We start from the raw sequence: 25647 nt of genomic DNA, 5'->3' as shown, positions 1-25647 counted from the left end.
TACCTTTGCTATAAAAAAGATGTCAATAATCATATAGTTATTGGTATGGTGATTAGATTAATTCATAAAATCAAACCTCTCACTTTACCAACACCGAATTAGCGATTATTAGACTTTAGTTATTTTCAACAAACTTACGAATTCGAGCTAAAGCACCTTGAAACTGCTCTAAACTTGTTGCATACGATAAACGGATATTGTCTGGTGAACCAAAACCACTACCTGGGACAACGGCAACTTTTTCTTGTTCTAGTAATGCCGTTACCCATTCATCAGTTGTATCATATGGACTTTTGTCAACCGCTTCTTTCACGTTTGGAAACAAGTAAAATGCTCCTTGTGGCTTGACACATGAAAAACCAGGAATATCATTCAACTGACTATATACCTCGTTTAATCGCCCTTCAAAAGATTCTCGCATGTTTTCAACTGAACCATCATCATTGGTATAAGCCGCAATCGCACCGTACTGTGACATTACTGCTGGATTTGATGTTGTGTGACTAGCCACGTTAGACATCTTTTTTATAATTTCTTTATTACCTGCAGTATACCCAATTCTCCATCCTGTCATTGAATGAGATTTGGACACACCGTTTACAATCACCGTATTCTCCTTCAATTCAGGTGATAATTGTGCAATGGAAACATGTGTTTTTCCACCGTAAATTAATTTCTCATAAATTTCATCTGAAACAATCGTTACATTGTTTTTCAAACAAACATCACCAATTAACTTGAGTTCTGCTTCTTCATACATAACCCCAGTCGGATTACTTGGTGAATTAATAATGATCGCTTTTGTTTTAGGTGTAATCGCTTGTTCTATTTGTTCCTTTGTTACTTTAAAGTCATATTCCTCTTTCCCTTCAATAAAGACAGGTTTTCCCCCCGCTACTTTTACCTGCTCAGGGTAGCTCACCCAGTATGGCGTTGGAATAATTACTTCTTCATCTTCCTGTAAAATCGTTTGAAATAATAACGATAAAGAGTGCTTCGCCCCACTTGTCACAATAATTTCATCATTTGTGTAATCAATACCTTGATCCTGTTTAAATTTTTCACAAATGACTTTTTTCAGTTCCGGTAATCCCGCAGCCGGAGTATACTTCGTATGTCCTGCAAGCATTGACTGATAGCTAGCTTCGATAATATGCTTCGGTGTATTAAAATCTGGCTCACCTGCACCTAACCCAATTACATCATGGCCTTCTGATTTTAACTGCTTAGCCTTCGCTGTGATTGCCAAAGTAGATGATGGCGTAATCGACGTAACACGTGGTGAAAATTTCATAATAAAATCGCTCCTTATTTTTATTCAGCTCCGTCTATTTTATGTTAGCAAATTAGCAGAGCTGGTTCTCATTAAGATAAAAATTGATAATGACGCATATAAGTCCCCTCTGCAAACGTTAAATAATAAAACGAATGTCGATCTTCATCGTCAATGTAATTAACTTCATAAACAGGTGTTGAACCAATCATACCTAATCGAACCGATTTTAATCTTTCAATGATTAATTCATCTTGCACAATTTCAATAACTTCTTGTTTCGTTAAACCTTCAGACTGAAGTCTAACTTCAATTTTTGCCTCTTCTGATTCCTCAGATTCTTCGATTTCATTTGTTTCTTCGCTCTCATCAATTTCTTCAATTTCTTTTATTTCTTCAACCCATATGTAAATGTCATTTCCTTCGTCATCAACCGCATCAATGATTTGGTAAGACTTACTTCCATGATAATAATTCACTTCTCTAACTTCCGAAAAATCAACAGTTTCTCCAGCCAAAGTAATAGCTTCATCTTGGCGATCGCGAATCGGATCAGCAGTCACCTCATAAAGGTAATATGACAAACCTATAACCGTCGCAAGCAAGATAACAGATATCGAAATGATCCATGCTTTCATACTCATTCCTCACGTTTCATAAATAGTAAGAGTCATTCTATTTTTATTTTCATCGTCTAAAATCAAATCAAATAACAAACCTATTGATTTTATTAGAAGGTCAACCTTGTAAAACCACTCATACCGATAGTGTTTTAAGTTTTCTACAGTTTAGATGTTTTCTATCTAGCAAACTGCCCTTACATAAATCGGATCTGAATCATCGAAAGTGGTACGCTTTTTATTTTATCATATATAAACGATCTGGCTAGATTTATTAGATGAATTTTTTAAGTTTTTCGTTTGCCTGAGAAATAATTTTCTCTTCATCAAAATTGATGAGTTGACGATTTAAATAAATCGGTTGTCCATCAATGAATACATCTGTTACATCACTTCCACTAGCTGAATAAACCAAATGAGACTGAACTCTTGACTCATTCCACGGAGTAAGGTGTGGTTCATTGGGATTTACGATAATAAAATCAGCTTTGAAACCTGGAGTTATCTTACCTAGTCGATCTAACCTCAACGCCTCAGCACCTTTACTCGTCGCCATAGCTAATGTCTCAATACTTGTTGTTGCTGAAGGATTTTCATTAAAGCCTTTATGAATGAGTGCAGCCATCCTCATTTCTTCAAACATATCCAAATTATTATTACTTGCTGTTGAGTCTGTACCAAGGGCTACCGTAATACCTTTAGATTGCATTTCCGGAATTGGTGCGATACCTGATCCTAACTTTAAATTACTCATAGGATTATGTGAGACGGCCACTTGACAGTCTTTCAAGATATTTATTTCTTGCTCGTTCACATGTACACCATGAGCGATCAAACAAGGCTGACGAAATAGGCCGAGTTCCTCCATATGTTCGACAGGTCTCTTCCCGTAATCTTTCAGATGTTTCTCTACTTCTCCCCTCGTTTCGGATAAATGTGTGTGAATTATCATCTGATGTTTTTCCGCAGTTTCAACAACCCGGTTCAAAAATGGGGGTGGACACGTATAAGGTGCATGAGGGGAAAGCGCAATCGACAATTTCCCATTACCTTTCCCATGGAACTGATCGAAGAGACGAACAGACTCTGCAAGTTTGGCTTCTTGTTCTTCTTCTGAACACAGGCCAATCATGCCTCTGCATAGGGTAGCTCTCAACCCTTTCTCCATAACTAAATCTGCTACGTCATCTAAGTGCATATGGTACATATCTAAAAACGTTGTCGTCCCGGATTTGATCATTTCCATCATCGCCAATTCAGCAGCAATCAAGACAGTTTCTTTATCAAATCGCGCTTCATTTGGCCACATCACTTGTTCTAACCATGTCATTAATGACATATCATCTCCTGCACCACGAAGGAGAGTACTCCCTAAATGACCATGAGTATTGATTAAGCCAGGCATCAACCATTTTCCTTTACCATCTATGACTTGATTTGCCGATTTCAATTCTTCGGATGTAGGAGAACCTTTACTAACTTTTTTAAATCCATTTTCTTCAACAACGACGTATCCATAAAAAAGACTATTGTCGTCGTCCATCGTAACGATTGTTACTGAGTGTACAACCGTATTCATCAAAGTATCACTCCTTTCTATCGTTTTCCAACAACGGTTCAAACCACTGTTCAATTCTAATTTCCATTTCGCTCATTGATTCTTCGATGAGTGGAATATCTGGCAATGATTTCGTAAATGACTTCCCATACCTCGTATTTACAATTCTTCGATCTAATACGACAACAATTCCTCTATCTGTTGAGCGGCGAATAAGCCTTCCGAATCCTTGTTTAAAACGAAGAACGGCTTGCGGCAATGCTAATTTCATGAAAGGAGATTCCCCTTCTTGTTTTAATTGTTCTGAACGAGCTTTAAATACCGGATCATTCGGTGGGCTAAAAGGCAATCTTGCCATCACAATTGCACTCAAATCACTTCCAGGAATATCTACCCCTTCCCAAAAACTGCTCGTTCCAAGTAGAATTGCCTGATCAAATTGTTGAAAATTCTTTGTCAGCTTCGAACGACTTTTCGTCTGAACTCCTTGAGCAATCAACATAAACGAGTCATCAAACATTGTTTTCAAAATGTTGTAAGTTCGCCTTAACATGTCATAGGATGTAAACAAGACAAGCATTTTCCCTTTTGTCACATGTGCTATACGATAAATTTGCATCGCCGCTGCCTCAATATAAGCCTCTTCTCCCGCTTCTTGAATCAACGGCATATCCTCAGGTACCATGAATGAAACTTGAGAATCCCATGAAAAAGGCGAGTCTACTTGCTTTGTCTCGACCGGAAAGTCCTCTAAGCCCAATCGCCGAATCATATAATTAAATTTGTCATTTACCGTCAACGTTGCTGACGTTAAGATAACACGACTTTTCTTCGTGAAAAATTTGTCAGCCAATTTTTCTGAGATGTCAATTGGGCAACCTTGAATTGAAATCGATTGCTTCGGTCCACGTGTTTCTAATTCCAACCAATACACAGAATCTTCTTCTTGATGAAGGATCAATGTATGAAAATTAGCGTATTGCTGCTCCAATTGAGTCTGAATTGTTTGTAACCAATCAAGTTCTCCATAATTATTGCCAAGAAAAGATTCTCCACTTACGATATCTTCAAGTGAATCTGTCAAACGATTCATCATTTTCAGTATCGGCTTCACAACGAAGTCACATCTCACAGCAGCTTCAGAAACTTTGCTCCATAACTCATCGGTTGTTTTGATAATCTTTGATAACCTGCCAGTTTCATTTTTGCGTGATTGGAGGTTCGTAATATATTGGTTTAAAAGTAAAAATAAATCATTCCACTCTTGTCTAAAGACCTTTATCTGCTCTTCCAATTCAATCGCTTCGTTTTTCAACTCTTGATCGATATGATCCCATAAATGACTAGGAATCCACCCGCCTTTCTCACGTCCAACCATATCATTTAACAGCTGTGTCATCGTTAAATAGTCTAATTTATTACCAAATTGTCTCGTTGCTGTGTCTTCTAAATGATGAGCCTCGTCGACAATCAACGTTGAGTATCCAGGAATGAGTTGATGTTCAGCAACTAAGTCGGCACACAAAAGAGAGTGATTTGTGACGATGATATCTGCACGTTTTGATTTTTTGCGTGCACGCTGATAAAAGCACCGTGAGAACCAGGGACAATTTGGCGTTGAACATGACGAAGCATCGCTTGCAATTTCATGCCAAAAACGAGTATTCCCTGCGGCTAAACTCAATTCTTCCACATCTCCAGTCACTGTTGATGTTAACCATACGAGAATTTGCGCCTTCGATAACGTTCGGTCATATGTATCTGCTGGATCACTGTGAAGAAGATTTTCAAATTTTTGCAAACATAAATAATGACTTCTCCCTTTGAGTAAAGCACTTCTAATCGGAATAGGGAGAATTTGCTGCAATACAGGTAACTCTTTTTTTACGATTTGTTCTTGGAGTTGAATCGTCTCTGTACTGATTACTACTGGTTCTTCATTTTTTAATGCGTAGAGAGCTGCTGGAATGAGATAAGCTAATGTTTTTCCTGTTCCTGTCCCCGCTTCAACAAGCCCAATACTATTAGCTTGGAACATTTGATCAATAAACTCAATCATTTCAATTTGTCCGCTTCTTCTTTCATATCCAGGAATGAGTGTTTTCATCTTTTCGTGATTATTTAGCGTTTGCTCTAAAAACTCATTGACGTTTGGGATGTCCTCTGACTTTTCTTCCATTCCATTAAGTGACGGATCTTGTTTCAAGGCAATCCCATGAAAAGCATCGATTTCACTTTCTTGTTCAGGCTTCGATAATTTTTTTTCAATCCAAGACATTAAAACCGACCCGAGATCACTATTAAGTTTCGTTGATAGCTTTTCAATCTGTTGAAGTGTAAGCAACGGAAGGCTTGTAAACTTTTTAAAAATTTCTATCAATAACAATGCCGTAGCCTCAGCATCGCTGTCCGCCTTGTGAGGTTCCAAATGATCCATTTCGAAGCTCTCAGCTAGTTGTGACAATCGAAAACTGTCTTGAGTTGGAAAAACTATTCTCGCTAGCTCTACAGTATCGATCATCGGGCCATTAAATGGTGGATACCCTGCATTCTCGAGCTCTTCATTAACAAAGCCTAAATCGAATTCTGCGTTATGAGCTACGAAATAAGCACCGTCTAAATCTTTCAATAGTTCTGGAGCAACTTCGCCAAAACTTGGTGCATCATTTACATCTTTTTCACCAATATTTGTTAATGACTGAATAAACGTTGGTATTGATCGTTCTGGATTTATGTATGACGAATAACGGCGAACAATTCTCTCATGCTCGACCACGGAATAGGCTAGTTGAATAATACGATCTCCCCGAGAAAATGCCACACCTGTTGTTTCAACATCGAGGACGACAAAGCGGTTCATAGAAATACCTTCTTTCAATAGTCTGAATAAATTTATATGCTCAATGATTTCTCTATTATTGTAGCATGAGATCGGCTGACAATCACCTCGCCAATTCGAATTTACCAAAATGACAGACTCTTGCAGCAGAAAAAAGCGCAAGGCATCTGCCTCACGCTTCTTTCCTTATCTATAAGTCGCTTCTGGCTCCGTCCCCATCATTTCAACAATAACATTTTTCTCATTTAGTATTGCGACTTTAGGTATGTGCGAGTGACATTCCTCATTATGAAGCCACTGATAAGCAATAATAATCACTTTATCCCCAGGCTGAACTAATCTAGCTGCTGCCCCATTTAAACAAATCGTTTTCGACCCTCTATCACCAGCAATCGTGTACGTTTCTAATCTAGCTCCATTATTATTATTTACCACTTGCACCTTTTCATTTTCAAGAATGCCGACAGCTTCTAACAAATCTTCATCTATTGTAATACTTCCTACATAGTTTAGGTTTGCTTCTGTTACGGTTGCACGGTGAAGCTTCCCACTCATCATTTCACGAAACATATTGTTTATCTCCTTTCAACCTCTTTGATGCCAAGTTATATTATCAATCAGTCTAGCTCGCTCATAGTAAACAGCAACTGCCAAAATCATTTCACCTTCATAATCAGTAGGCATGGTTAATTCAGGGAAATTAAGAATTTGCACATAGTCAATTTCTCCTTCAATCAGTTGAGATTTCAACTGATTCTTCGTCCATCGCTCTAAACCTGGAATATCGGATGTGTGCTTGTCTAACGCTTTATGTTTTACTTGCTTTAGAGTTTGATATATTTTGGTTGCTTCGGCTCTTTCTGAAGATGATAAATTCACATTACGCGAACTTTTCGCCAAGCCATCTTCATCCCTAACAATCTCAACGGCAACTATTTCAATCTTTAAGTTAAAATCAGTAACCATTCTTTTGATCACAGAAACTTGCTGTGCATCTTTCATACCAAAAAAAGCTTTTTCAGGCTCTATAATTTGCAATAATTTCATTACGATCGTTGCGACCCCATCAAAATGGCCAGGTCGACTCCCTCCACATAACACATCAACACCTTGATGAACCTTCAACGTCACACTTAACGGTGTTGGGTACATTTCTTCGACATCCGGGTAAAATAATACATCTACCCCATGTGCCTCCGCCAAGCTAGCATCACGCTGTTTATCACGCGGATAATCGTCAAAATCTTCTCCTTCACCAAATTGCAATGGATTGACAAACACACTCATCACTACAAGGTCCGTTTCCTGTTTCGCTCGTTCAATTAACGATAAGTGTCCTTCGTGTAAAAATCCCATCGTAGGAACAAAACCGACGCTGAGTTTTTCACTTTTTTTAGACTTTGTCCACTCGTTCATTCCTTTTATCGTATTAATTTCAATCATCACTCTTATGTCCTCCGTATAATTGATTATCTATTTGTTGGGTAGGCTGGAATACATGTGTTTTTTCAGGAAAGGACTTATTCTTCACATCGCTTGTGTATTGCTTAATCGAAGCCTTAATCGTTTCACCTATGTGACTATATTGCTTCACAAATTTTGGAACGTGGCCAGAAGAGTACCCAATCACATCATGATAAACAAGCACTTGTCCATCGGTATATCGGCCTGCACCGATACCAATCACAGGGATTTGCAGTCGATGAGAAATTTCTGTCGCTAACGCTTCTGGAACACATTCAAGTACAAGCATCGATGCCCCAACAGCTTCTACACGGATAGCATCTTCAAGTAATTGCTTCGCTTCTGAATCGCCTTTCCCTTGGACTTTATATCCCCCGGTTACACCTACCGTTTGTGGCGTAAGACCGAGATGGCAAACGACAGGAACCCCACCGCGAACCAATTTTTCTGCCTTATCAAGTACCGGGCCATTCCCTTCCATTTTTATCGCATGAGCACCACCTTGTTGGATCAGATTTCTCGCATTTATGAAAGTTTCTTGATCTGAAGCATGGTAACTTAAAAAAGGCATATCAGTAATAATAAATGTATCTGTCGTCCCTCTTTTAACTGCTTTCGTATGGTGTATCATATCTTCCATCGTCACGGGTACCGTCGACTCATAGCCAAGAACGACCATCCCTAATGAATCACCAACAAGAATCGTGTCAACTGATGCTTGTTCTGCTAGTTTTGCACTAGGAGCATCGTATGCCGTCAACATTACTATTGGTTCTTGATTTTTTTTCATTTTTTTTAAATCTGCCGTACTTTTCATAACTGACTCCTCTCAACTTTGTATTGGTGGACCACCTGGGTTTGCAAATTGACCCATTTCTGTTTTTCGAATAAAGCGATTTCGAGTCCATTTCCCTTAAAACAGCTAAAACAAAAAACCTTCTTCCTAGAGGAAGAAGGTTTACATCGTCAACATTACGCGAAAGTACACATCAAACAACAGCCGCATTTCATTAAAAAAACGGCATGAATCGATGTTCACTCTCCAATTTGTTGTTCACCCTCTGTCCCCGTCCAGCACCCTGGATCAAAGCAGAATTTACGCATATGATAATAAACCAAAACGGTACAGTTCGATTACGATACTGTCCAAAGCTATTATATCAAATTAATTGAAGGAAATGTTATATTAAGATTTAATATCAATATCGGCTGAATAAATGTGATGAGTTTCGCCTTGATTGTCTTTCAGAAGCAATACTCCTTCATCATTAATTCCAATTACTTCGCCTTCCACCGAATCTCTCGCTCTTCTTGCAGTAATAACCTTACCAATTGATAATGAGTGGGCTTCCCACAGTGGTTTGATAAAAGAGAATCCCTTTGACAAGTATGTCTCATAGAGCCAAGAAAATTCACGTAATATTTCGCCGATAAGATCCGCTCGATCAAATTCTTCTCCCGACTCTACTTTCAAAGACGTTGCAATCGAAGTCAGCTCGTCGGGAAAATTATCATGATTCACATTTATTCCAATCCCAATAATGACAGATTGAATTCGATCGGGATCAACTTGCATTTCTGTTAAAATACCTGCTAATTTTTTCCCGTTAACTAACAAATCATTCGGCCACTTAATATCAATCGACAAGCCTGTCCTTTCTCGTAGTGCCCTCGTCACTGCTACTGCTGATACTAGTGTTAACTGGGGCGCTTGACGAAAATCTATGTCTGGTTTAAGTACGAGACTCATTGAAATTCCAGACTGTTTTTGTGATTGCCAAGGTCTGCCTAATCGGCCCTTACCATCCGTTTGCTCATCTGCGACGACGACGATTCCTTCGCTATCTCCTTCATTCACAAGTTGATTGGCGATTGTTTGTGTAGAAGATACTGAAGGATAATACACGACTTTGTGAAACAGTCCATTCCCTTTAATTCTCGAAATAAGATTATGTTCACTGAGGTCGCGACCACCTTTTATTAATTGATAGCCCTTATTCTGGGTTGCTACAATATCAAACCCTTCATTTCTTAACGAATTAATCTGCTTCCATACTGCTGTTCGCGAGCAGTTTAATTCGCGACTAATTTTTTCTCCTGATAAAAAGGTATGTTCATTTTCTCTTAACAATGTGAGAACTTTGCCTTTCATTCAAACGACTCCCTTTCTAACCAACGAAGAATAACATCTTTATCATTTCGAAGTTCACTACTAACGACAGCATGTTCAACTTTGCAAATCAACTTTCCTATATTCGATCCTGAAATGCCAGGATATTTATTGAGAATATCTCTTCCAGAAATATTTAATTCTTGTTTTTGTTTAATAGGTAACTGGAGATATCTATTGGTCCATGCGGCTACATCTATTTCATCTTGCAAATGAGAAAGAAGTTGTAATGCAACACTTAACCGATCACACCCTAACGTGTATAAATCAAATAAGCTCCAATGTTTATTAGCAAACTGCGTCACTTTTTGCTGTATTTCTTTCACATCTTTAGAAAGCTTGTTTGACCTCTTATATACCCTTAAGGCTTTGTTGACTTCCTCAATATTGGGAGAATAAACAGCAAAGCTCCACCAAGTCCGTTCATCTACAAAAGTTACGCTCTTACGCTGAGTCTGAAGAGATACCCTTAGTCTCTCATAGTTAAAAAGATAAGGTAGTTGGTTGAAAACAGCTTGATTAAAAAGCCATCGCCACTGCTTTCCATCTAAAGGGCACTTACTTATTTTCTCTAATTCGGCAGCTATTCTTTCTTTGGCCGATTTCTTAATCAATACTGACAAGGTATTCATTGTTTCTTGTGTTTCAGGCTCAATTTCAAACCGAAGCTGTAAAGAGAACCGCAAAGCCCGAAGCAGGCGTAGCGGATCATCAATAAATGGCTTTTCAGTCCCTGTCACTGTTCGAATTTGCTGTTTTTTCAAATCGTCCATCCCTTGAAATGGATCGATTATCTTGCCGTTCTTCGTTTCTGCTAGTGCATTGATTGTGAAATCCCTCTGTCCAAGATCCTCCTCAATAGATGCCCCTTTAAACGTGCTGACTTGTACTGGAAATCTACCTATCAGGACAACTACTGTACCATGTTGAATGCCAACCTCAATTGTACGAGCAAAGATCGATTGAATGTCTTTAACCTTTGCTCTAGTGGAAACATCTACATCATCGGCAATTCTATCAAGCCATTTATCTCTAACCGCTCCACCGACAATATACGATTCGTACCCAGCCTTTTCTAGTTGAGAAATCACCTCATCACCAGCTTGTTTCCAATTCATTGCCGATCCCTACTTTTTAAGAGTATCTTCATAAACCTTTTCATATTGAGAAACAATTAAATCTTGATGAAACGTACTAATGGCTCTCACTTTTGCAGATTGTGACATTCGTTTTTGCAATTCAACATCCTGGAGCAACGAAATCGCATGAGTTGAAATTTCATCGATATCGCCTAACGGACATATGTATCCATTTTTCCCATGCTCAATCACTTCAGGAATGCCACCAATATTCGTGCCAATCACCGGAACTCCGCAAGCCATAGCTTCTAAAATAACTAATCCGAAGCTTTCTTTTTCGGATAAAAGAAGATTCACATCGCTCATAGACAAAAACTCTGCGACTAATTTTTGATTGCCTAAAAATCGTACACGATCGGTCAAACCTAGTTCTTTTACTAAGTCAGCTATTACCGTAAGTTCAGGCCCGTCACCGATTAGCAATAAAACGGCGTCCATTTGTTGATTGATTCTTTCAAAAACGTAGACGACATCTTGGACTCGTTTCACTTTTCGAAAATTTGAAATATGAGAAATTACTTTCGTCTTCTCTCCAATTCCATACTTTTGTCTCATATGATCTACTTCTCTTGGATAATAAATTCGATGATCTACAAAGTTATATACAGTTTCAATAGGTGTATCGATATTTAACAATTCTTTTGTCTGATCAATTAAATCATTTGACACTGCTGTCACAGCGTCCGACCTTTCAATACCAAAGCGGATCATGTCTATCAATGATGGATCGTAGCCTAGAACAGTAATATCAGTCCCGTGCAACGTCGTAACAATTTTCACATCACGATCAACCATTTGCTTTGCTAAATAGGCGCTGATCGAATGGGGGATAGCGTAATGGACGTGAAGCAAATCTAACCCTTCACGTTTAATCACGTCAGCCATTTTACTTGCTAAAGCTAAATCATAGGGAGGGTAACGAAAAACGGAATATTGATTAACCTCTACTTCGTGATAATATATGTTTGCTGTACAGTTATCCAAACGGTATGGGAGACTAGAAGTAATGAAATGAACTTCATGTCCTTTTTCAGCAAGCGCTTTACCTAATTCAGTAGCAACGACTCCTGATCCTCCCACAGTAGGATAACACGTAATACCAATTTTAAATGTCATTATTCATCTCCTAGTAAGTCATGGATGAGAATCGGTCTTTCTGAAAGGAAGCCTTCTGCATATGTAACACCGGCTTCTCCTCCTAATAACAGGTCTCGAGCTTTTAATTTTTCAATATATCCGCTATTTAAAGGCGTTTTGACTTGAGCTTCTTTAGACGAAAATTGACTTTCAAAGCATGCTAAAGCCTGATACTTAAGGTCAATTGTTGTCGAAATATCTATCAAAAAATCCGGTGTTACTATTCCATTAATTTGAAAAAAATATAATGCTTGTGGAAGAAACGCTTCGTTTTCATCGTGTGAAAGATATTTTTTTATTCCAGCCGAAAAAAACGCTTCTTTCGTCAGTTCACCACAGTGACCATGATCAGGATGTCGATCTTGGTGATTTGGTGCAAACACAATTTTAGGGCGCAATTTCCGAATAACTTGAACGATAGCATCAATCGCTTCTTCACGGTGTTCTAATAATTTACGATCAGGGAATTGAAACTGAATGGGATCAGGCAAACCTAGTACTTCACAAGCATTTTTAGCCTCTAATTGTCGATTCTCTACAGTTCCATTTGATGAGAGCTCCGCTTCTGTTAGGTGCATAATAACTACTTTTTTTCCTTCTTGTCGAAACTTAGCAATTGTGCCTGCCATCCCGATTTCAACATCATCTGGATGCGCACCGATGGCTAATACATCTAGCTCATATTTCTTTGTCACTCTTGATTCTCCCCGTGTTCATTTCCTTTGATAATGTCCCTCCACTGAAATTCTCCTCGTTTTAAGCCTGATAAGAGAATTTCTGCTGTTGCCATATTTGTTGCTAGCGGAATCGTATACACATCACAAAGACGGATAAGTGCGCTAATGTCTGGTTCATGAGGCTGTGCTGTCAATGGATCTTTGAAGAATATAACTAAATCCATCTTGTTATCTGCAACAAGTGCACCAATTTGTTGATCCCCACCAAGCGGACCCGATTTAAAGCGATGAAGTTGAAGAGAAGTTGCCTCCATAATTTTTTCTCCAGTAGTTCCAGTAGAATATAATTGATGATTTTTTAACACATGTTCATAAGCAATCGTAAAACCGACAAGGTCCGCTTTTTTCCTATCATGAGCAATAAAAGCAATATTCATTTTTGTATCCCCTCTCTTTTATGCAAATCTATTCAATAATTTCTTCTAATCCGTAAACAAGTACACCGAGTTCCATCACTGTTTCGCATGCAAGCTTCACACCTGGCATAAAAGATGTACGGTTAAATGAATCGTGACGAAGCTTTAGTGATTGACCTTCCCCACCAAACAAAACTTCTTGATGAGCTACTAAGCCTGGGAGCCTCACACTATGAATACGCATGCCGTCATAATCTGCCCCACGTGCTCCTGCTAGTTTTTCTACTTCCTCAGGGTGACCTTGTTTTTTCGGGTCTCTCACTTCAGCGATCAATTGTGCTGTCTTTACGGCCGTCCCTGACGGCGCATCCAATTTCCGATCATGATGCTGTTCAATAATTTCAACATCTGACATATATTTCGCTGCCATTCTCGAAAACTTCATCAGTAAAATCGCACCGATTGCAAAATTAGGTGCAATAATTGCTCCTAATTTCTTCTCTTCTGCAATAGCAGATAATTCTTCAATATCTACATCGGTGAATCCTGTCGTCCCAACAACTGGTCGAACCCCATATTCAAAAGCTGTTAACATATGTTTTTTTCCAACTTCAGGGGTCGTCAAATCAATAAGAACGTCACACGACACTTGTTGAAAACACGCCTCCATATCTTCATAAACTGGAAGATCCAATGGCTCCATTCCTTCTACATCTTTCATACGAAATCCATTATATTTATGATCGACAACAGCAGTTAATTGAAAACCTAGCTCTTTATCTACCATTTTTACTGCTTCTCTTCCCATATTTCCTCTTGGTCCAGCAATTACTATCTTGATCATCACTCACCCTCCGTTTCATCAATTCTTGTCCATCGATCTTTATCTCGAGTATTGAATTTTTCCATTACTAAATCAAAAGATTCCTCGATATTTATATTAAGGGAATTAGCTAGACAAATGATCACAAACAGCATGTCGCCTAACTCCTGTTCCAGTGATTTAGACTCTTCCGTATCTTTTTTAGGTTTCTCTCCGTAATAATGGTTTATTTCCCGGGCAAGTTCCCCTGTTTCCTCTGTAAGTCTAGCAAGCAGAGCCAATGGTGAAAAATACCCTTCCTTGAACTGCGATATGTATGAATCTACTTCCTGCTGCATTTGTTGCATTGTTTTCTCATTTCTCATCCATTCATCACCTTCCTTTCCTGAAAGGATTAGTATAGCCACACGACTATCGTAGCGAATACGATCGATTTTGACAAATGTTTTTTTGCATTTGAACCGACTTTCCCTATGCTTTATAATATAGCAGTCTTACAGAAAATCAAGGAGGTGCGGATTGTGATCGGAAATATTCAATGTAAATATATCTTTTTTATACTACTAGGAACGGCAATTATGTCATTTGGACTCGTATACTTTAATATGGAAAATAATTTAGCTGATGGTGGTTTTACTGGAATCACGTTAATTTTATTCTTTATTTTTAAGATAGATCCGGCCTATTCAAATCTCATTTTAAACATTCCTTTGCTCTTTATTGGCTGGAAAGTTCTTGGACGAAATGCATTCATCTATACTCTCATCGGAACGATCGCTGTATCGGTATTTCTTTGGCTGTTCCAACGTTATAAATTTATGGCGATCCCCCTAGATGATGATATGACACTTGCCGCTCTATTTGCTGGTGTATTTATTGGTGTTGGGTTAGGGATTGTGTTTCGATTTGGTGGAACAACAGGCGGTGTCGATATTATTGCTAAGTTAGCATTCAAATATTATGGTTGGAGCATAGGAAGAACGATGTTTGTCTTCGATGCTATTGTCATTACATCTTCCCTAATTTATTTAAATTACAGAGAGGCCATGTATACTTTAGTTGCTGTTTTTGTTGCAGCAAAAGTGATTGACCTCATGCAACAAGGAGCTTACTCAGGTAAAGCGGCGATGATCGTTTCCGATCAAGCTTCTCAGATTGCCACAACAGTATTAAAAGAAATGGATCGCGGAGCAACAATCTTAAAAGGAAGAGGTACATACTCTGGTGCAGATCGCGACGTTCTCTACTGTGTCGTCAGTAGAAATGAGATGGTCAGGTTAAAGAACTTAATCTCCAAAGTCGATCCTCATGCATTCGTCACTCTAGCTGATGTGCAAGATGTCATGGGCGAGGGGTTTACCTTGGATGAAAACAAGAAACCGCTGGAAATATGAATTGCATAAAAGTTACTACCTTTTCTAGAACAGGACAGCAACCAGCCACATGAAAAGTCACCGAAATTATATTTCGGTGACTTTTCAAATCTCATCTAATTTTAACTAATCATTGCTTGCTGTATACATCATTATAAAACGCATGAGTTCTGCTACGGCTACAAGAGCTGCAGCAACATACGTTAATGCTGCTGCATTAAGGACTTTTTTCGTTTTTCGTTCTTCATCGTTACGGATGACGCCAACAGAAACGACCTGTTCCATTGCCCTACTAGACGCATTAAACTCAACAGGTAACGTCACAAGTTGAAATAAAACGGCAAAAGACATGAAAACAATTCCCGCTAAGATTAGATTTCCCATATCGAATATCATTCCACCAATAATTAAAAAAATTGCGGAATTAGAACCAAAATTTGCTACTGGTACAAGCGTATGACGGAAACGTAAAAAACTGTAAGACTCCGCATCTTGCATCGCGTGACCCACTTCGTGTGCGGCTACCGCTACCCCAGCAACTGAATTCCCATAATAGTTGTGCTTTGATAATCGTACCTCTTTTTTACTGGGGTCATAATGATCTGTTAGATGACCTTTGACTGGTTGTACGACAACATTAAATAAACCATTGTCGTTTAATATTTTACGTGCTACTTCAGCTCCTGTCATTCTTGAAGAAGACACCACATTTGAATATTTTCGATACGTACTTTTTACTCTTGAACTTGCCCAAAAAGGGATAACCATTAGTAACGCAAAGTAAATCAAATAACCACCAAAAGTTTCAAACATGCTCCCATTCCTCCAATTGATCTAAGTCCTCTATTTAAAATTATTTTAGTCAAAAGACACGGACTGGTCCACTATCTTACATCTTGCATTCACTCGTTTTGGCGCTTTTTTTTATTTAATCGCGCAGCTTTATGTGCATTATATTTTCTCCAGCCTACATAACTTAATGAGCTAAATATTGCACTGCTAATAGTGATAATAAGCCAATAGAAGGATGGATCGGATTCCTCATCTACATCTTCCCCTGAAAAAATAGCAATTAATTCAGCTTCTACACGTTCGATATGTTGAACCCATTCTTGTTGTGTTACGGATCTATTCGTCATTTCGTGAATATATTGAATTTGCGAATCGATTTTTTGCACCCTCTCTGGAGGAAGGGTAACATTCCAAACAGGCTTCACCGTTTCATAATAAGAGATGAAGTTATTCACTTTTTTTTCAGACACCTCAGTGGTTCCTTGCTTTACAGTATTTAATTCATTGAGGGCGTCTAAGAGTGGCTCTTTTAACTGATGCCACAATGGCTCCTGCCTAGCTACATAAACATCTGTCAATAGCCGTAGTCTGTATACGTGCAGAATTCTATCTCTCTGAGACAATGACGTACTCTTAACTGCATAAACGGCTTCATCATATGCTTCTGTAATAACTTGAAGTTCTGTCATCGTTAAATCGTGATCAGCACGATTTATTTGCAAAAATGTCTCTGCAAAATTGTCTAGTAGCTCAGCCGCTTCTTCATAATGTTGTTCTTTTACATATCTTAATATTGCCTCACTCTTATGATTTAAGTCTGACCAGTAATCTTGTTCTTCAGCGGATGTACTAAGCGATCCAGCTATCATCATAAGTATGAACATAATCGTTAGTAGCAGTAGCGCCGTGAACCTTCCTTTCCTCATGCCTGTCCCTCCTCTTTATCATACTTCATCTTATGAAGGATGGGACAAGAGTAGACCGACAATGAAACAAGAAAAGGAGAAATTTATTTAACTTCGACTTGTCGTTCAACAGATTGTTTATTTAATAAGTAAACTGTAAACAACGAAATAATGCTCAACCAAAATGTAAAGTAGGCGATCTCCTGAATATATGGATAGATAGATCCAGCCACTCCTGGGTGCATCTCGTAAATGTAATCAATCACATCATTATGTAACGTCCATATGGCAACAATAATTAAATGCCAGGCTTTTATTCGGTAATAAGGCGTATAGAGAAGTCCTTGTATCGCCATGCCCAAATGAGAGACAATTAGCATATAATTGAGTGGTCCTATAGGTGAACCCGCTACCGCTGCTGCTAGAATCATAACGACAGCCCATACGCCGTACTTTAACAAAGTCACTGCAGCTAGAGCTTCAACAAATGGAATATTATTTCCAAATAATAAGGCGGCTAATACAATACAAAAAAACAAACTAGCTGATGGACTATCCGGCACAAATATTAGGAAGTGTGCTGGTGTATTTACTATTTGACTTTCATACCAGATAAATCCGTAGATAGTACCTAAGATATTAATGATTAACAGTATTGCTATAAACCAACGTTGTCCAATAATTGTCAATATATATGAAAACATCTTAATCTCCCTTAAAAGTTATTTAGGTGAGTCAGCACCTGCCAACTTAATAGCAAATGAAAATCTCAGAAATTATATGAAAAAAGAGCCGACTGAATCCATCTCAGCCAGCTCACACATCTGTTTCTCAATGTTACTTACTCATCACCATCAGGTTCTTGCCCATCATTAGCGATGAATTCTGCAAGTGTTTCAAGTTCTTCCTCTGATCCTTCAAACTGATCAGCCGGCATTCCATCTGCCCCATTAACGATAATTTCCATCACTTGCTCCTTATCATAATCACTTTCAAAGATATTCGGAGCAGCTGCTCCACCTAACATATCTCCACCATGACATTGGATACAGGATTCTTGAGACTGGTAAATTTCATAACCAGCTGCTGTTTCATCTACTTCCATATCAACAATTTCCCCTTGCTGTGCTGCCGCTTCCCAATCGTGGTCATCGACTGATTCCCAAGTTAAGAAAAAGACTGACGCAATTCCAAGAAGCATTAACCCACTAGCAATTGGACGTTTCAATGGACGTCTTTCTTTCCCACTATCTAGCCATGGAACTAGTAAAAGTGCTCCAAAAGCTACTCCAGGAATTAAAACCGCCCCAATAACGGTATAATCCCCTGCTGCAAATTCGTACTTTAACAGTTGGTATAAAAATAAGAAATACCAGTCCGGTAACGGTATGTAACCAGAATCTGTTGGATCCGCGAGCCTTTCTAAAGGTGCTGGATGAGCCACAGTTAAGACCAAAAAGCCAACTAGAAAAACAGCCCCAACCATCCATTCCCGAAGTAAAAAGTTCGGCCAGAATGCTTCTGTTTTTCCAGGATATTCTGAATAATCCTTAGGTATATTAGGTTTTCGTTCAGAAGGATGGGTTACACGTGAATCTCCTACGAACTTCATCCCTTTTCCGCGGTGCATAGTTTTTCCTCCTTATCACTTCAGCTCCCACTTTACATTTACAATGGGCCAGAAATTCCTTGCTTCCGAATCATGAAAAAGTGCGCTCCAAGTAATCCTAATAATGCTCCTGGTAAGAAGAACACATGTATAGCAAAGAAACGTGTTAATGTTTGTGCCCCAATAATTTCTCCACCGGCTAGCAATGTTTTTGCAAAAGTCCCAATAACAGGTGCACTTTCAGCAATTTCAAGTCCTACTACAGTAGCAAAATATGCTTTCATATCCCATGGTAGTAAATACCCTGTAAAGCCTAGACCTAAAATAACGAAAAATAGTAACACTCCAACAACCCAGTTTAATTCACGTGGTTTCTTATAAGAACCTGTGAAGAAAACACGGAGGGTATGAAGAAACATCATCACAATAACCAAACTTGCGCCCCAATGATGCATCCCACGAACGATCATTCCATGAGTTACTTCATTTTGTAAATAATATACTGATTCATATGCATGAATAATATCTGGAACGTAATACATCGTTAAAAACATTCCAGAAAGAATTTGGATAACTACAACAAAAAAAGTTAGTCCTCCAAAACAATAAACAAAAGCAGAAAAGTGATGAGCCGGATTTACGTGTTCTGGTACCTCATGGTCAGCAATATCGCGCCATATAGGTGTAATATCTAAACGTTCATCCACCCAATCATATATTTTCTGTAGCATTCTTTACGCCCCCCTTCTAACTACGCTGATTAATTTGACCTAAATAAATCATTCCGTCACGGACTTCGACATCATAAACGTCCAACGGTCGCGTCGGTGGCGTGTTTGCAATGTTCGTCCCATCTCGCTCAAACCTTCCCATATGGCACGGGCAAAAAAATTGATCAGGATAATCTTCATTGCCATTCCAGTTCACTGTACAACCTAAGTGTGTACAGGTAGGTGAAAGAGCTAATATTTCATCTCCATTTTTATAAATCCATGCAGATCTCGGCTGGTCTGATGTATACCAAGCATCTTCAACTTCCAATTGGAAATTAACGATCTGTGGCTCGTCTGTTAATTCGTCTTCGCCAAGTCCTACAGATACAAAATCCGTTTCTCCTGTTGCTTCTAAAGCAGGATCTAACGCCATTCTTACCATTGGGCTAACCATTCCAGCAGCCATAAAGCCACCAACACCCATTAATGTATAAGTTAAAAATTGACGCCTCGAAACCCGATGGTTTTTTTCGTCGCTCACAAACTTCCCTCCTCACATCCAGTTCTTTACATTAGTATCACACATTTTAAAATATACTAAGACAGTATTATGATAGCCCAATAAAACGTACTATGTCAATAAAATCACGTTAATCATTTTTGAAGAATAATATATTATTCCCCTCGAATGTTTGGTTCCGTTTGCCATTTCCCCGTAAACAATGGCATTATCTGCGATGTTTGCTGTTCTACAGTTTTTTTCAATTGGTTTAAATCCATCGATTCACTTGAAATTGCCGGGATCCAAATCAACTCATCAGGTAGTTGTTTATCCAGAGACTTCCATTCAATATCTGAAGTAATATAAAAAATATATTTAAATCCTTGTTGAAATAAATGAGCATCCCATTCTTTCAAACGACGAACTTTTTCAGCGGACTCCTCTGATTTCAAATAAGTGAATGGAGGCATTAAAAATACCCTACCTGTAAATTGGTTTTCAATTCGATCAGTGATGTATTCAGTAAATTCTCCCATTGTTACCGTATCTTTCTCCTCTTTCCCCCACTGCAACGGAATGAGTGGAATAACGGCAGTGTCGACATATTCCTTTGCTTCAAAATAGGTAACCAATTGATTAACTTTCCATTTCATTTTGACACTCTCCTTGTAAAACTATTCTCCTAAGGGATTACTTATAGTATATCAACAAAGTAGCAGATCCCCCAAACCTTAATTAATTCTAATCTCTGAATTCTTCAGTACCACGATTTAAATTTAAAGTTTTCCTAAAAGAAAAGCCCTTAATCTTCAAGGGCTTTTAAAGCGGAATATTTTTTTGATAAGTTTTGAAAAGTGATTTCATCTCCGTTTACTAAAGCGAGATCAATTTCCTCTTCTAACCGCTTCACTTTTTGAATGCGTATCGATTGGTCTAAAATCATTTCTGCCAATAAGCCTTGTAAATTCTCTTCTTCTTTATTTACTGGTAAGTACGGATTCTCTTCTAACACAGCCATGTACTGTGGCAAAGTCTGTTTCTCTTTGAAATTTAACTGGATATAAATATCCTCGTTTCGGTTCAATCGAATATCATGAAAAGATTTCTCTGCATCCATCGTCACATGCTGATTTTTGTGGAAAGCAAATGGAACTTGATCTACATTATTAGCTGAAATCATTAATGATTTAGGACAATGTTCGGCATTCTCAACAAAGTGGACTCTCTCCATTAAGATATCATCACTCATTAAAAAGTTTAGTAGCCACGCACACTCACGCCGTTTCAATTGATATGATTCCAAAAACCATTTCAAAAAATCACGTTTTTCCATTACTGGAACTGGGTTGTTCATTTAAACCCCTCCCTTATTTTCATCGCATAGGGACAGAACAGACTTGCTTTTGACAGAATAGAATCCTCACTTTTACTTAAGTAAATAAATCTTTATATAGTTATTATATTCTCTAAATATCTTGAAAATCCTGCTAAAATGATGATATTTTTCATATTCCCTTTATTTAGAAAGTTTAACCCATTAAATTATTAACGATTATCGTGTGAATTGTTCAATTCTAGGAGACGCTCTTCAATGTCAAAACGGTGTGGTTGAAGTACCAACAATTCTTCTAGTAAGATCATTCCCTTTTGCTTACTATTTGTAGCTAAAAATGTGAAGGCCGCTTCTTCAAGCAGTATTTCATCCCGTGACAAAGACTCCAATGCAATATCATAAGCTTCTGCAGCACCTTGTATATCATCTTCTTCAAATAACGCTTTCGCCCGATAACGTTCATACGTAGGATCAAATTCACCATAGTCATCAAGATAGCTAACTAAATCAATGATACTTTCATAATCTTCTTCATTGTTAAAGTAGTTAAGCAACTCTTTAACAGCAGATAAATTAGATGGATTCAGCGCGATTACTTTTTCAAGAAATGTCTTTCCATCTGTGTGATTCCCTTTAGAGAATTGTAGTTTAGCTATTTCTAAGTAAAGTTCTTCATTAAACTCATCTCTTTTTATTCCTTCTTCAAGAGTCTCTGTCGCCTCATCTAACTTTTTTTGCGCTACGTACGCTCTTGCTAAATACGGATAGGCACTCGTGTAGTCAGGATCCATTTCTAATAGTCTTGTGAATGTTTTAACCGCCGTATCAATATCATCAATCTGCAACGCTGTAAATCCATATCCGAATAGCCCGTCTGGAGTTTCTTCTTCCTCTAATCCTTCTTGATAATAATTCATCGCGTCTTCAAATTGTCCTGTTATACTGTAAGCTTCTGCTAATTTTATCTGAGGTTGAATTGGTAATTCCTCGGGGAGTTTCCCTTGAAGAATCGCCTTTTTATAGTAAAATATTGCTTGATTGTAGTCGCCTCGATTCAAATAAAATTCGCCTAATCCAAATTGAAGAATTGCGTTTTCTGGTTCATTCTCAATCGCCTCTAGCAACTTTTTCTCCGCTACTTCTTCAAGTCCCTGATTCTCATAAAGGTCCGCTAACAAAAGTTGTGCTTGGACGTAGGAAGGATCACCCTTGTCGATTTCGGTTAGCATATCAATTGCCTCATCTTCTTTACCAAGTTCACTGTAACATTCTGCAGCAAAGGCAAATAATTCTCCATGATCGGGATAAGTAAACATTAACTCTTCAACTATCTTCACGGAACGGTCGACAAGTCCTAGCTCAAAATAAAGCTCTGCAATTGTTCGTTTCGTCTCGTCATCAACTGTACCTTCTAGTACTTCTACTTTTTTAAGGGCTTCTTCATGTTGCCCTTGCTCTATTAACTTAATTGCGCCTGCTAACTGTTCGTTCATTTATTAAGCTTCCTTTCTCTAAATAGCTCTTTCTCCCATTTTAACGGACCTATGCTGTGAGTCAAATAATGAGCATGCAATCCGGTCCGTTATTCATAATGAAAAATATCCTCAATTGGTAAAAATTGTTCAGGAATAATCTTTAATTCTACCCCACTTGCTTTATGCAAAAACCAAGTTTGTCCAGATTTAATAATGATTCCTTTTAATACAATAACATCAGGTAAAATCAGTGGTTTTTTATTTTGCTTTTCAGTGAGATACATAAAATAGTCTGCATCGCTTCCAGAATCAAAACTTCCCTTTTGTGGGTACATTCCTAAACGCTTTAAAAAAAGAAGCGGCAAACCCTTATGTGAATGTGGAATATAAAGGTGACTGTTCAACTTCCATTGGACGACGATCTGCTCCCAAGCTTGCTCAAGCAATTGATGTTCTTTTTCACTAACATGTATCTTGTCCTGGTCTAACAAAAACATCGTCCTAGCTGGAAACGCCGCTTCAAGGTACCGCTGCCACGGTGCGCGGATCAATTCGTCTTTTGAATCAACATAAAACATTATTAGTGGAATCATCAATTGTTTTAACTTTCGAATCCATGAAGCAGTAAGTCTTGGTAATGGCACCCTAGCTGCAACAATAAAATCAATTGGACAGCCCTCTAGGCTCTCTCGTACTTTATTAATACGATCTTCCGTTATGCTCTCATATTTCAAATCAATCACATAAATAAACGAAGAAAAACCGAATAATAACATTCGTTTAATATAAGAGTTTGCTTCCTCATTTTTAAAATTAAGCCCTTCTCCTCTTTCAATTCTTACTTTTCCAGGATGGACAGTGAACTTGTCTGTCGTCATTTTGATTGTGTTACGACGCCCCTCTACACTTTCCGCACAAAAAGAAATCGAACCTCGATCAACTAAAACCTTTTTTTCCTTTTCCGTTATTTCGTCCCAAACCTCCATCACATATTTCATTCGTACCCCACTCCGTCCTATAATAGACAAGCTATTTATAGACAAAATATGAAAATGAAATGAATGTTATGCCTGTAGTGGCAAACAAACTGTAAATATTATTCCGTCCGGGCTTATGGCACAAACAGCTCCCTTTTGTAATCTTGTGCCCTATCTTCCCATATTCCCGCTCTCTTACGGCACAAGCTGCTCCCTCTTGTGCCCTATCTTTCCATATTCCCGCTCTCTTACGGCACAAGTAGCTCCCTCTTGTACCCTATCTTTCCATATTCCCGCTCTCTTACGGCACAAGTAGCTCCCTCTTGTACCCTATCTTTCCATATTCCCGCTCTCTTACGGCACAAGCAGCTTCCTCTTGTGCCCTATCTCCCCATATTCCAGCTCTCATACGGCACAAGCAGCTTCCTCTTGTGCCCTATCTCCCCATATTCCAGCTCTCATACGGCACAAGCACCCCATCAAAGTTTAGCATATCTTAGAAAACACAAAAAAACCGCTACATACTAGATGTAACGGTTCACGTATTATTATTTTTCCCCACTCAAACTTTGCAGGTCCTCAAAAAACGTTGGATACGAAACAGCAATTGCCTCCGTATCTTCTACATGAACAGGATCAGTGGAAATCAGTCCACATAATGCCATCGCCATTCCAATACGATGATCATGAAAGCTTTGAACGTTTCCACCGTTAACAGTTGATTTACCCTCGATAATCATTCCATCTAATGTCGCTTCAATAGCAACACCTAACTCAGATAATTGGTTAACGACCGTATCGATTCGATTCGTCTCTTTCACCTTAAGTTCTTGGGCATCTTTAATCACTGTCTTCCCTTCTGCTTGAGAAGCTAAAACAGCGATCGCAGGAATTTCATCAATCAATCTTGGGATCAAATCCCCATCAATCGTCATTCCCGATAGCTTAGAATAACAAATCGTTAAATCGGCGACAGGTTCTCCACCGAATAATCTTTCATTTTCTATTGTTAACTTGGCTCCCATTTGCTGAAGAACATCAATTATACCTGTTCGAGTTGGATTCATACCGACATTTTTAAGCGTGATCTCACTACCAGGAACAATCGCTCCTGCTACTAGAAGGAACGCTGCAGATGAAATATCGCCTGGAACATGAATATTCGTGCCTTGTAATTCTTGCCCACCTTTTAATGATGCTGAAAACTCGGTCACATCAACTTTCACACCGAAACTTTCTAACATCCGTTCAGTATGGTCTCTTGACTTCGTAGGCTCCGTTACTTTCGTTTCACCTTTCGCGTACAAGCCTGCTAACAAAATTGCAGACTTCACTTGTGCGCTAGCGACAGGAGAAAGGTAATGGATTCCTTTTAAATCTCCACCGCGTAAATGAAGCGGTGTATATTCAGCTTGATCACGTCCATCAATATCTGCATTCATCATTTTCAATGGGCCTGTCACTCGTGCCATAGGTCGCTTTGCAATCGAATCATCTCCAATAAGAACAGAAGAGAATGATTGTCCTGCTAAAACTCCTGATAAAAGCCGAATCGTTGTACCTGAATTCCCAACATCCAGAACTTTCGCAGGTTCAGTTAACCCTTGGAAACCTTTTCCCTTTACAGAAATTCGATTACCATCTTCGTCAATTTGAATTCCTAGTTGCTTCATACAGGCAATCGTACTTAAACAGTCATCGCCATGAAGGAATCCATCTATCGTCGATTCACCTTTAGCTAAAGACGCAAATAACACCGCGCGATGACTTATCGATTTATCTCCTGGAATCGTAACCTTACCTTTTAACGCATTCTTAAGTGGTTGGATAGTCTTATTCAATAGCTTTCTCC

26 protein-coding genes are annotated in these 25647 nt (G+C 38.6%); 1 reads left to right on the top strand and 25 read right to left on the bottom strand.

The features are described 5' to 3' along the window. Nucleotides 1-115 precede the first annotated feature (115 nt). From ACM26V_RS01760 to ACM26V_RS01695, 14 genes are all read right to left on the bottom strand, one after another. Complete coding sequence (locus ACM26V_RS01760; protein ID WP_416149747.1) at nucleotides 116-1294, bottom strand: pyridoxal phosphate-dependent aminotransferase; 1179 nt, start codon at nucleotides 1292-1294, stop codon at nucleotides 116-118. Nucleotides 1295-1365: 71 nt separating this feature from the next. Next, nucleotides 1366-1911, bottom strand: a complete 546-nt coding sequence (locus tag ACM26V_RS01755) for a DUF5590 domain-containing protein (RefSeq protein ID WP_416149746.1) — start codon at nucleotides 1909-1911, stop codon at nucleotides 1366-1368. A 256-nt stretch (nucleotides 1912-2167) separates the two neighbouring features. After that, entirely contained in the window at nucleotides 2168-3472 is a 1305-nt protein-coding gene (locus tag ACM26V_RS01750; protein WP_416149745.1) for an amidohydrolase, read from the bottom strand. Nucleotides 3473-3479: 7 nt separating this feature from the next. Continuing rightward, nucleotides 3480-6311 (bottom strand): ATP-dependent DNA helicase DinG, encoded by a 2832-nt coding sequence (gene dinG, locus ACM26V_RS01745; RefSeq protein ID WP_416149744.1) that lies wholly within the window; start codon nucleotides 6309-6311, stop codon nucleotides 3480-3482. A gap of 165 nt (nucleotides 6312-6476) precedes the next feature. After that, nucleotides 6477-6860, bottom strand: coding sequence for an aspartate 1-decarboxylase (gene panD / locus ACM26V_RS01740; protein WP_416149742.1), 384 nt, complete (start codon nucleotides 6858-6860; stop codon nucleotides 6477-6479). A 15-nt stretch (nucleotides 6861-6875) separates the two neighbouring features. Further along, on the bottom strand, nucleotides 6876-7733 hold the full coding sequence (panC, locus tag ACM26V_RS01735; protein ID WP_416151769.1) for a pantoate--beta-alanine ligase: 858 nt from the start codon (nucleotides 7731-7733) through the stop codon (nucleotides 6876-6878). Then, entirely contained in the window at nucleotides 7726-8571 is an 846-nt protein-coding gene (panB, locus tag ACM26V_RS01730; protein ID WP_416149741.1) for a 3-methyl-2-oxobutanoate hydroxymethyltransferase, read from the bottom strand. Before panB ends, panC begins: the two co-directional genes overlap by 8 nt. A 369-nt stretch (nucleotides 8572-8940) precedes the next feature. Then, the gene (locus ACM26V_RS01725; RefSeq protein WP_416149740.1) at nucleotides 8941-9906 is read right to left on the bottom strand and encodes a biotin--[acetyl-CoA-carboxylase] ligase; all 966 of its coding nucleotides are present in this window, start codon (nucleotides 9904-9906) and stop codon (nucleotides 8941-8943) included. Next, the gene (locus ACM26V_RS01720; RefSeq protein ID WP_416149739.1) at nucleotides 9903-11042 is read right to left on the bottom strand and encodes a CCA tRNA nucleotidyltransferase; all 1140 of its coding nucleotides are present in this window, start codon (nucleotides 11040-11042) and stop codon (nucleotides 9903-9905) included. The genes ACM26V_RS01725 and ACM26V_RS01720 overlap by 4 nt, the downstream gene beginning before the upstream one ends. A gap of 9 nt (nucleotides 11043-11051) precedes the next feature. Next, nucleotides 11052-12179, bottom strand: coding sequence for an N-acetyl-alpha-D-glucosaminyl L-malate synthase BshA (gene bshA, locus ACM26V_RS01715; RefSeq protein WP_416149737.1), 1128 nt, complete (start codon nucleotides 12177-12179; stop codon nucleotides 11052-11054). Further along, nucleotides 12179-12829 carry a bacillithiol biosynthesis deacetylase BshB1 gene (bshB1, locus tag ACM26V_RS01710; protein ID WP_416151768.1) on the bottom strand — a complete coding sequence of 217 codons (651 nt, stop codon included), beginning with the start codon at nucleotides 12827-12829 and terminating at the stop codon, nucleotides 12179-12181. Before bshB1 ends, bshA begins: the two co-directional genes overlap by 1 nt. A 62-nt stretch (nucleotides 12830-12891) precedes the next feature. Then, nucleotides 12892-13314: a methylglyoxal synthase gene (gene mgsA, locus ACM26V_RS01705; protein WP_416149736.1), complete on the bottom strand. Its 423-nt coding sequence runs from the start codon at nucleotides 13312-13314 to the stop codon at nucleotides 12892-12894. A 28-nt stretch (nucleotides 13315-13342) separates the two neighbouring features. After that, entirely contained in the window at nucleotides 13343-14140 is a 798-nt protein-coding gene (gene dapB, locus ACM26V_RS01700) for a 4-hydroxy-tetrahydrodipicolinate reductase (protein ID WP_416149735.1), read from the bottom strand. Continuing rightward, the gene (locus ACM26V_RS01695) at nucleotides 14137-14481 is read right to left on the bottom strand and encodes a nucleotide pyrophosphohydrolase (RefSeq protein WP_416149734.1); all 345 of its coding nucleotides are present in this window, start codon (nucleotides 14479-14481) and stop codon (nucleotides 14137-14139) included. The genes dapB and ACM26V_RS01695 overlap by 4 nt, the downstream gene beginning before the upstream one ends. A gap of 213 nt (nucleotides 14482-14694) precedes the next feature. On the opposite strand from ACM26V_RS01695, the gene ACM26V_RS01690 reads away from it, so the two are divergent. Beyond that, the gene (locus ACM26V_RS01690) at nucleotides 14695-15510 is read left to right on the top strand and encodes a YitT family protein (protein ID WP_416151767.1); all 816 of its coding nucleotides are present in this window, start codon (nucleotides 14695-14697) and stop codon (nucleotides 15508-15510) included. Between the two features lie 105 nt (nucleotides 15511-15615). On the opposite strand, the gene ACM26V_RS01685 is transcribed toward ACM26V_RS01690, so the two are convergent. The 11 genes from ACM26V_RS01685 to aroA all read right to left on the bottom strand — a co-directional run bounded on the left by ACM26V_RS01685 (nucleotide 15616) and on the right by aroA (nucleotide 25636). Next, on the bottom strand, nucleotides 15616-16302 hold the full coding sequence (locus ACM26V_RS01685) for a zinc metallopeptidase (RefSeq protein ID WP_416149733.1): 687 nt from the start codon (nucleotides 16300-16302) through the stop codon (nucleotides 15616-15618). Nucleotides 16303-16391: 89 nt separating this feature from the next. Then, on the bottom strand, nucleotides 16392-17207 hold the full coding sequence (locus ACM26V_RS01680) for a sporulation protein YpjB (RefSeq protein ID WP_416149732.1): 816 nt from the start codon (nucleotides 17205-17207) through the stop codon (nucleotides 16392-16394). An 83-nt stretch (nucleotides 17208-17290) separates the two neighbouring features. Then, nucleotides 17291-17890 (bottom strand): DUF1405 domain-containing protein, encoded by a 600-nt coding sequence (locus ACM26V_RS01675; RefSeq protein WP_416149731.1) that lies wholly within the window; start codon nucleotides 17888-17890, stop codon nucleotides 17291-17293. Nucleotides 17891-18027: 137 nt separating this feature from the next. Next, the gene (locus tag ACM26V_RS01670) at nucleotides 18028-18816 is read right to left on the bottom strand and encodes a c-type cytochrome (protein ID WP_416149730.1); all 789 of its coding nucleotides are present in this window, start codon (nucleotides 18814-18816) and stop codon (nucleotides 18028-18030) included. Nucleotides 18817-18854: 38 nt separating this feature from the next. Then, complete coding sequence (gene qcrB, locus ACM26V_RS01665; RefSeq protein WP_416149729.1) at nucleotides 18855-19526, bottom strand: menaquinol-cytochrome c reductase cytochrome b subunit; 672 nt, start codon at nucleotides 19524-19526, stop codon at nucleotides 18855-18857. A 16-nt stretch (nucleotides 19527-19542) separates the two neighbouring features. Then, nucleotides 19543-19992, bottom strand: a complete 450-nt coding sequence (locus tag ACM26V_RS01660) for a ubiquinol-cytochrome c reductase iron-sulfur subunit (protein WP_416151766.1) — start codon at nucleotides 19990-19992, stop codon at nucleotides 19543-19545. 191 nt (nucleotides 19993-20183) lie between these two features. Further along, a complete protein-coding gene (locus tag ACM26V_RS01655; protein WP_416149728.1) occupies nucleotides 20184-20663 on the bottom strand; it encodes a YpiF family protein in 480 nt (159 codons plus the stop codon). A 149-nt stretch (nucleotides 20664-20812) separates the two neighbouring features. Next, a complete protein-coding gene (locus ACM26V_RS01650; protein WP_416149727.1) occupies nucleotides 20813-21364 on the bottom strand; it encodes a ReoY family proteolytic degradation factor in 552 nt (183 codons plus the stop codon). Between the two features lie 191 nt (nucleotides 21365-21555). Then, nucleotides 21556-22836 (bottom strand): tetratricopeptide repeat protein, encoded by a 1281-nt coding sequence (locus ACM26V_RS01645; RefSeq protein WP_416149726.1) that lies wholly within the window; start codon nucleotides 22834-22836, stop codon nucleotides 21556-21558. Between the two features lie 89 nt (nucleotides 22837-22925). Then, entirely contained in the window at nucleotides 22926-23816 is an 891-nt protein-coding gene (locus ACM26V_RS01640) for a hypothetical protein (RefSeq protein WP_416149725.1), read from the bottom strand. 527 nt (nucleotides 23817-24343) lie between these two features. Next, the gene (gene aroA, locus ACM26V_RS01635) at nucleotides 24344-25636 is read right to left on the bottom strand and encodes a 3-phosphoshikimate 1-carboxyvinyltransferase (RefSeq protein WP_416149724.1); all 1293 of its coding nucleotides are present in this window, start codon (nucleotides 25634-25636) and stop codon (nucleotides 24344-24346) included. Nucleotides 25637-25647 lie beyond the last annotated feature (11 nt).

This window comes from Salipaludibacillus sp. HK11 (genome assembly GCF_047795645.1).
Taxonomy (GTDB): Bacteria; Bacillota; Bacilli; order Bacillales; family Salisediminibacteriaceae; genus Salipaludibacillus.
The sequence above is the reverse complement of the archived record's forward strand: the minus strand, read 5'-3'. Positions and strand labels throughout refer to the sequence as shown.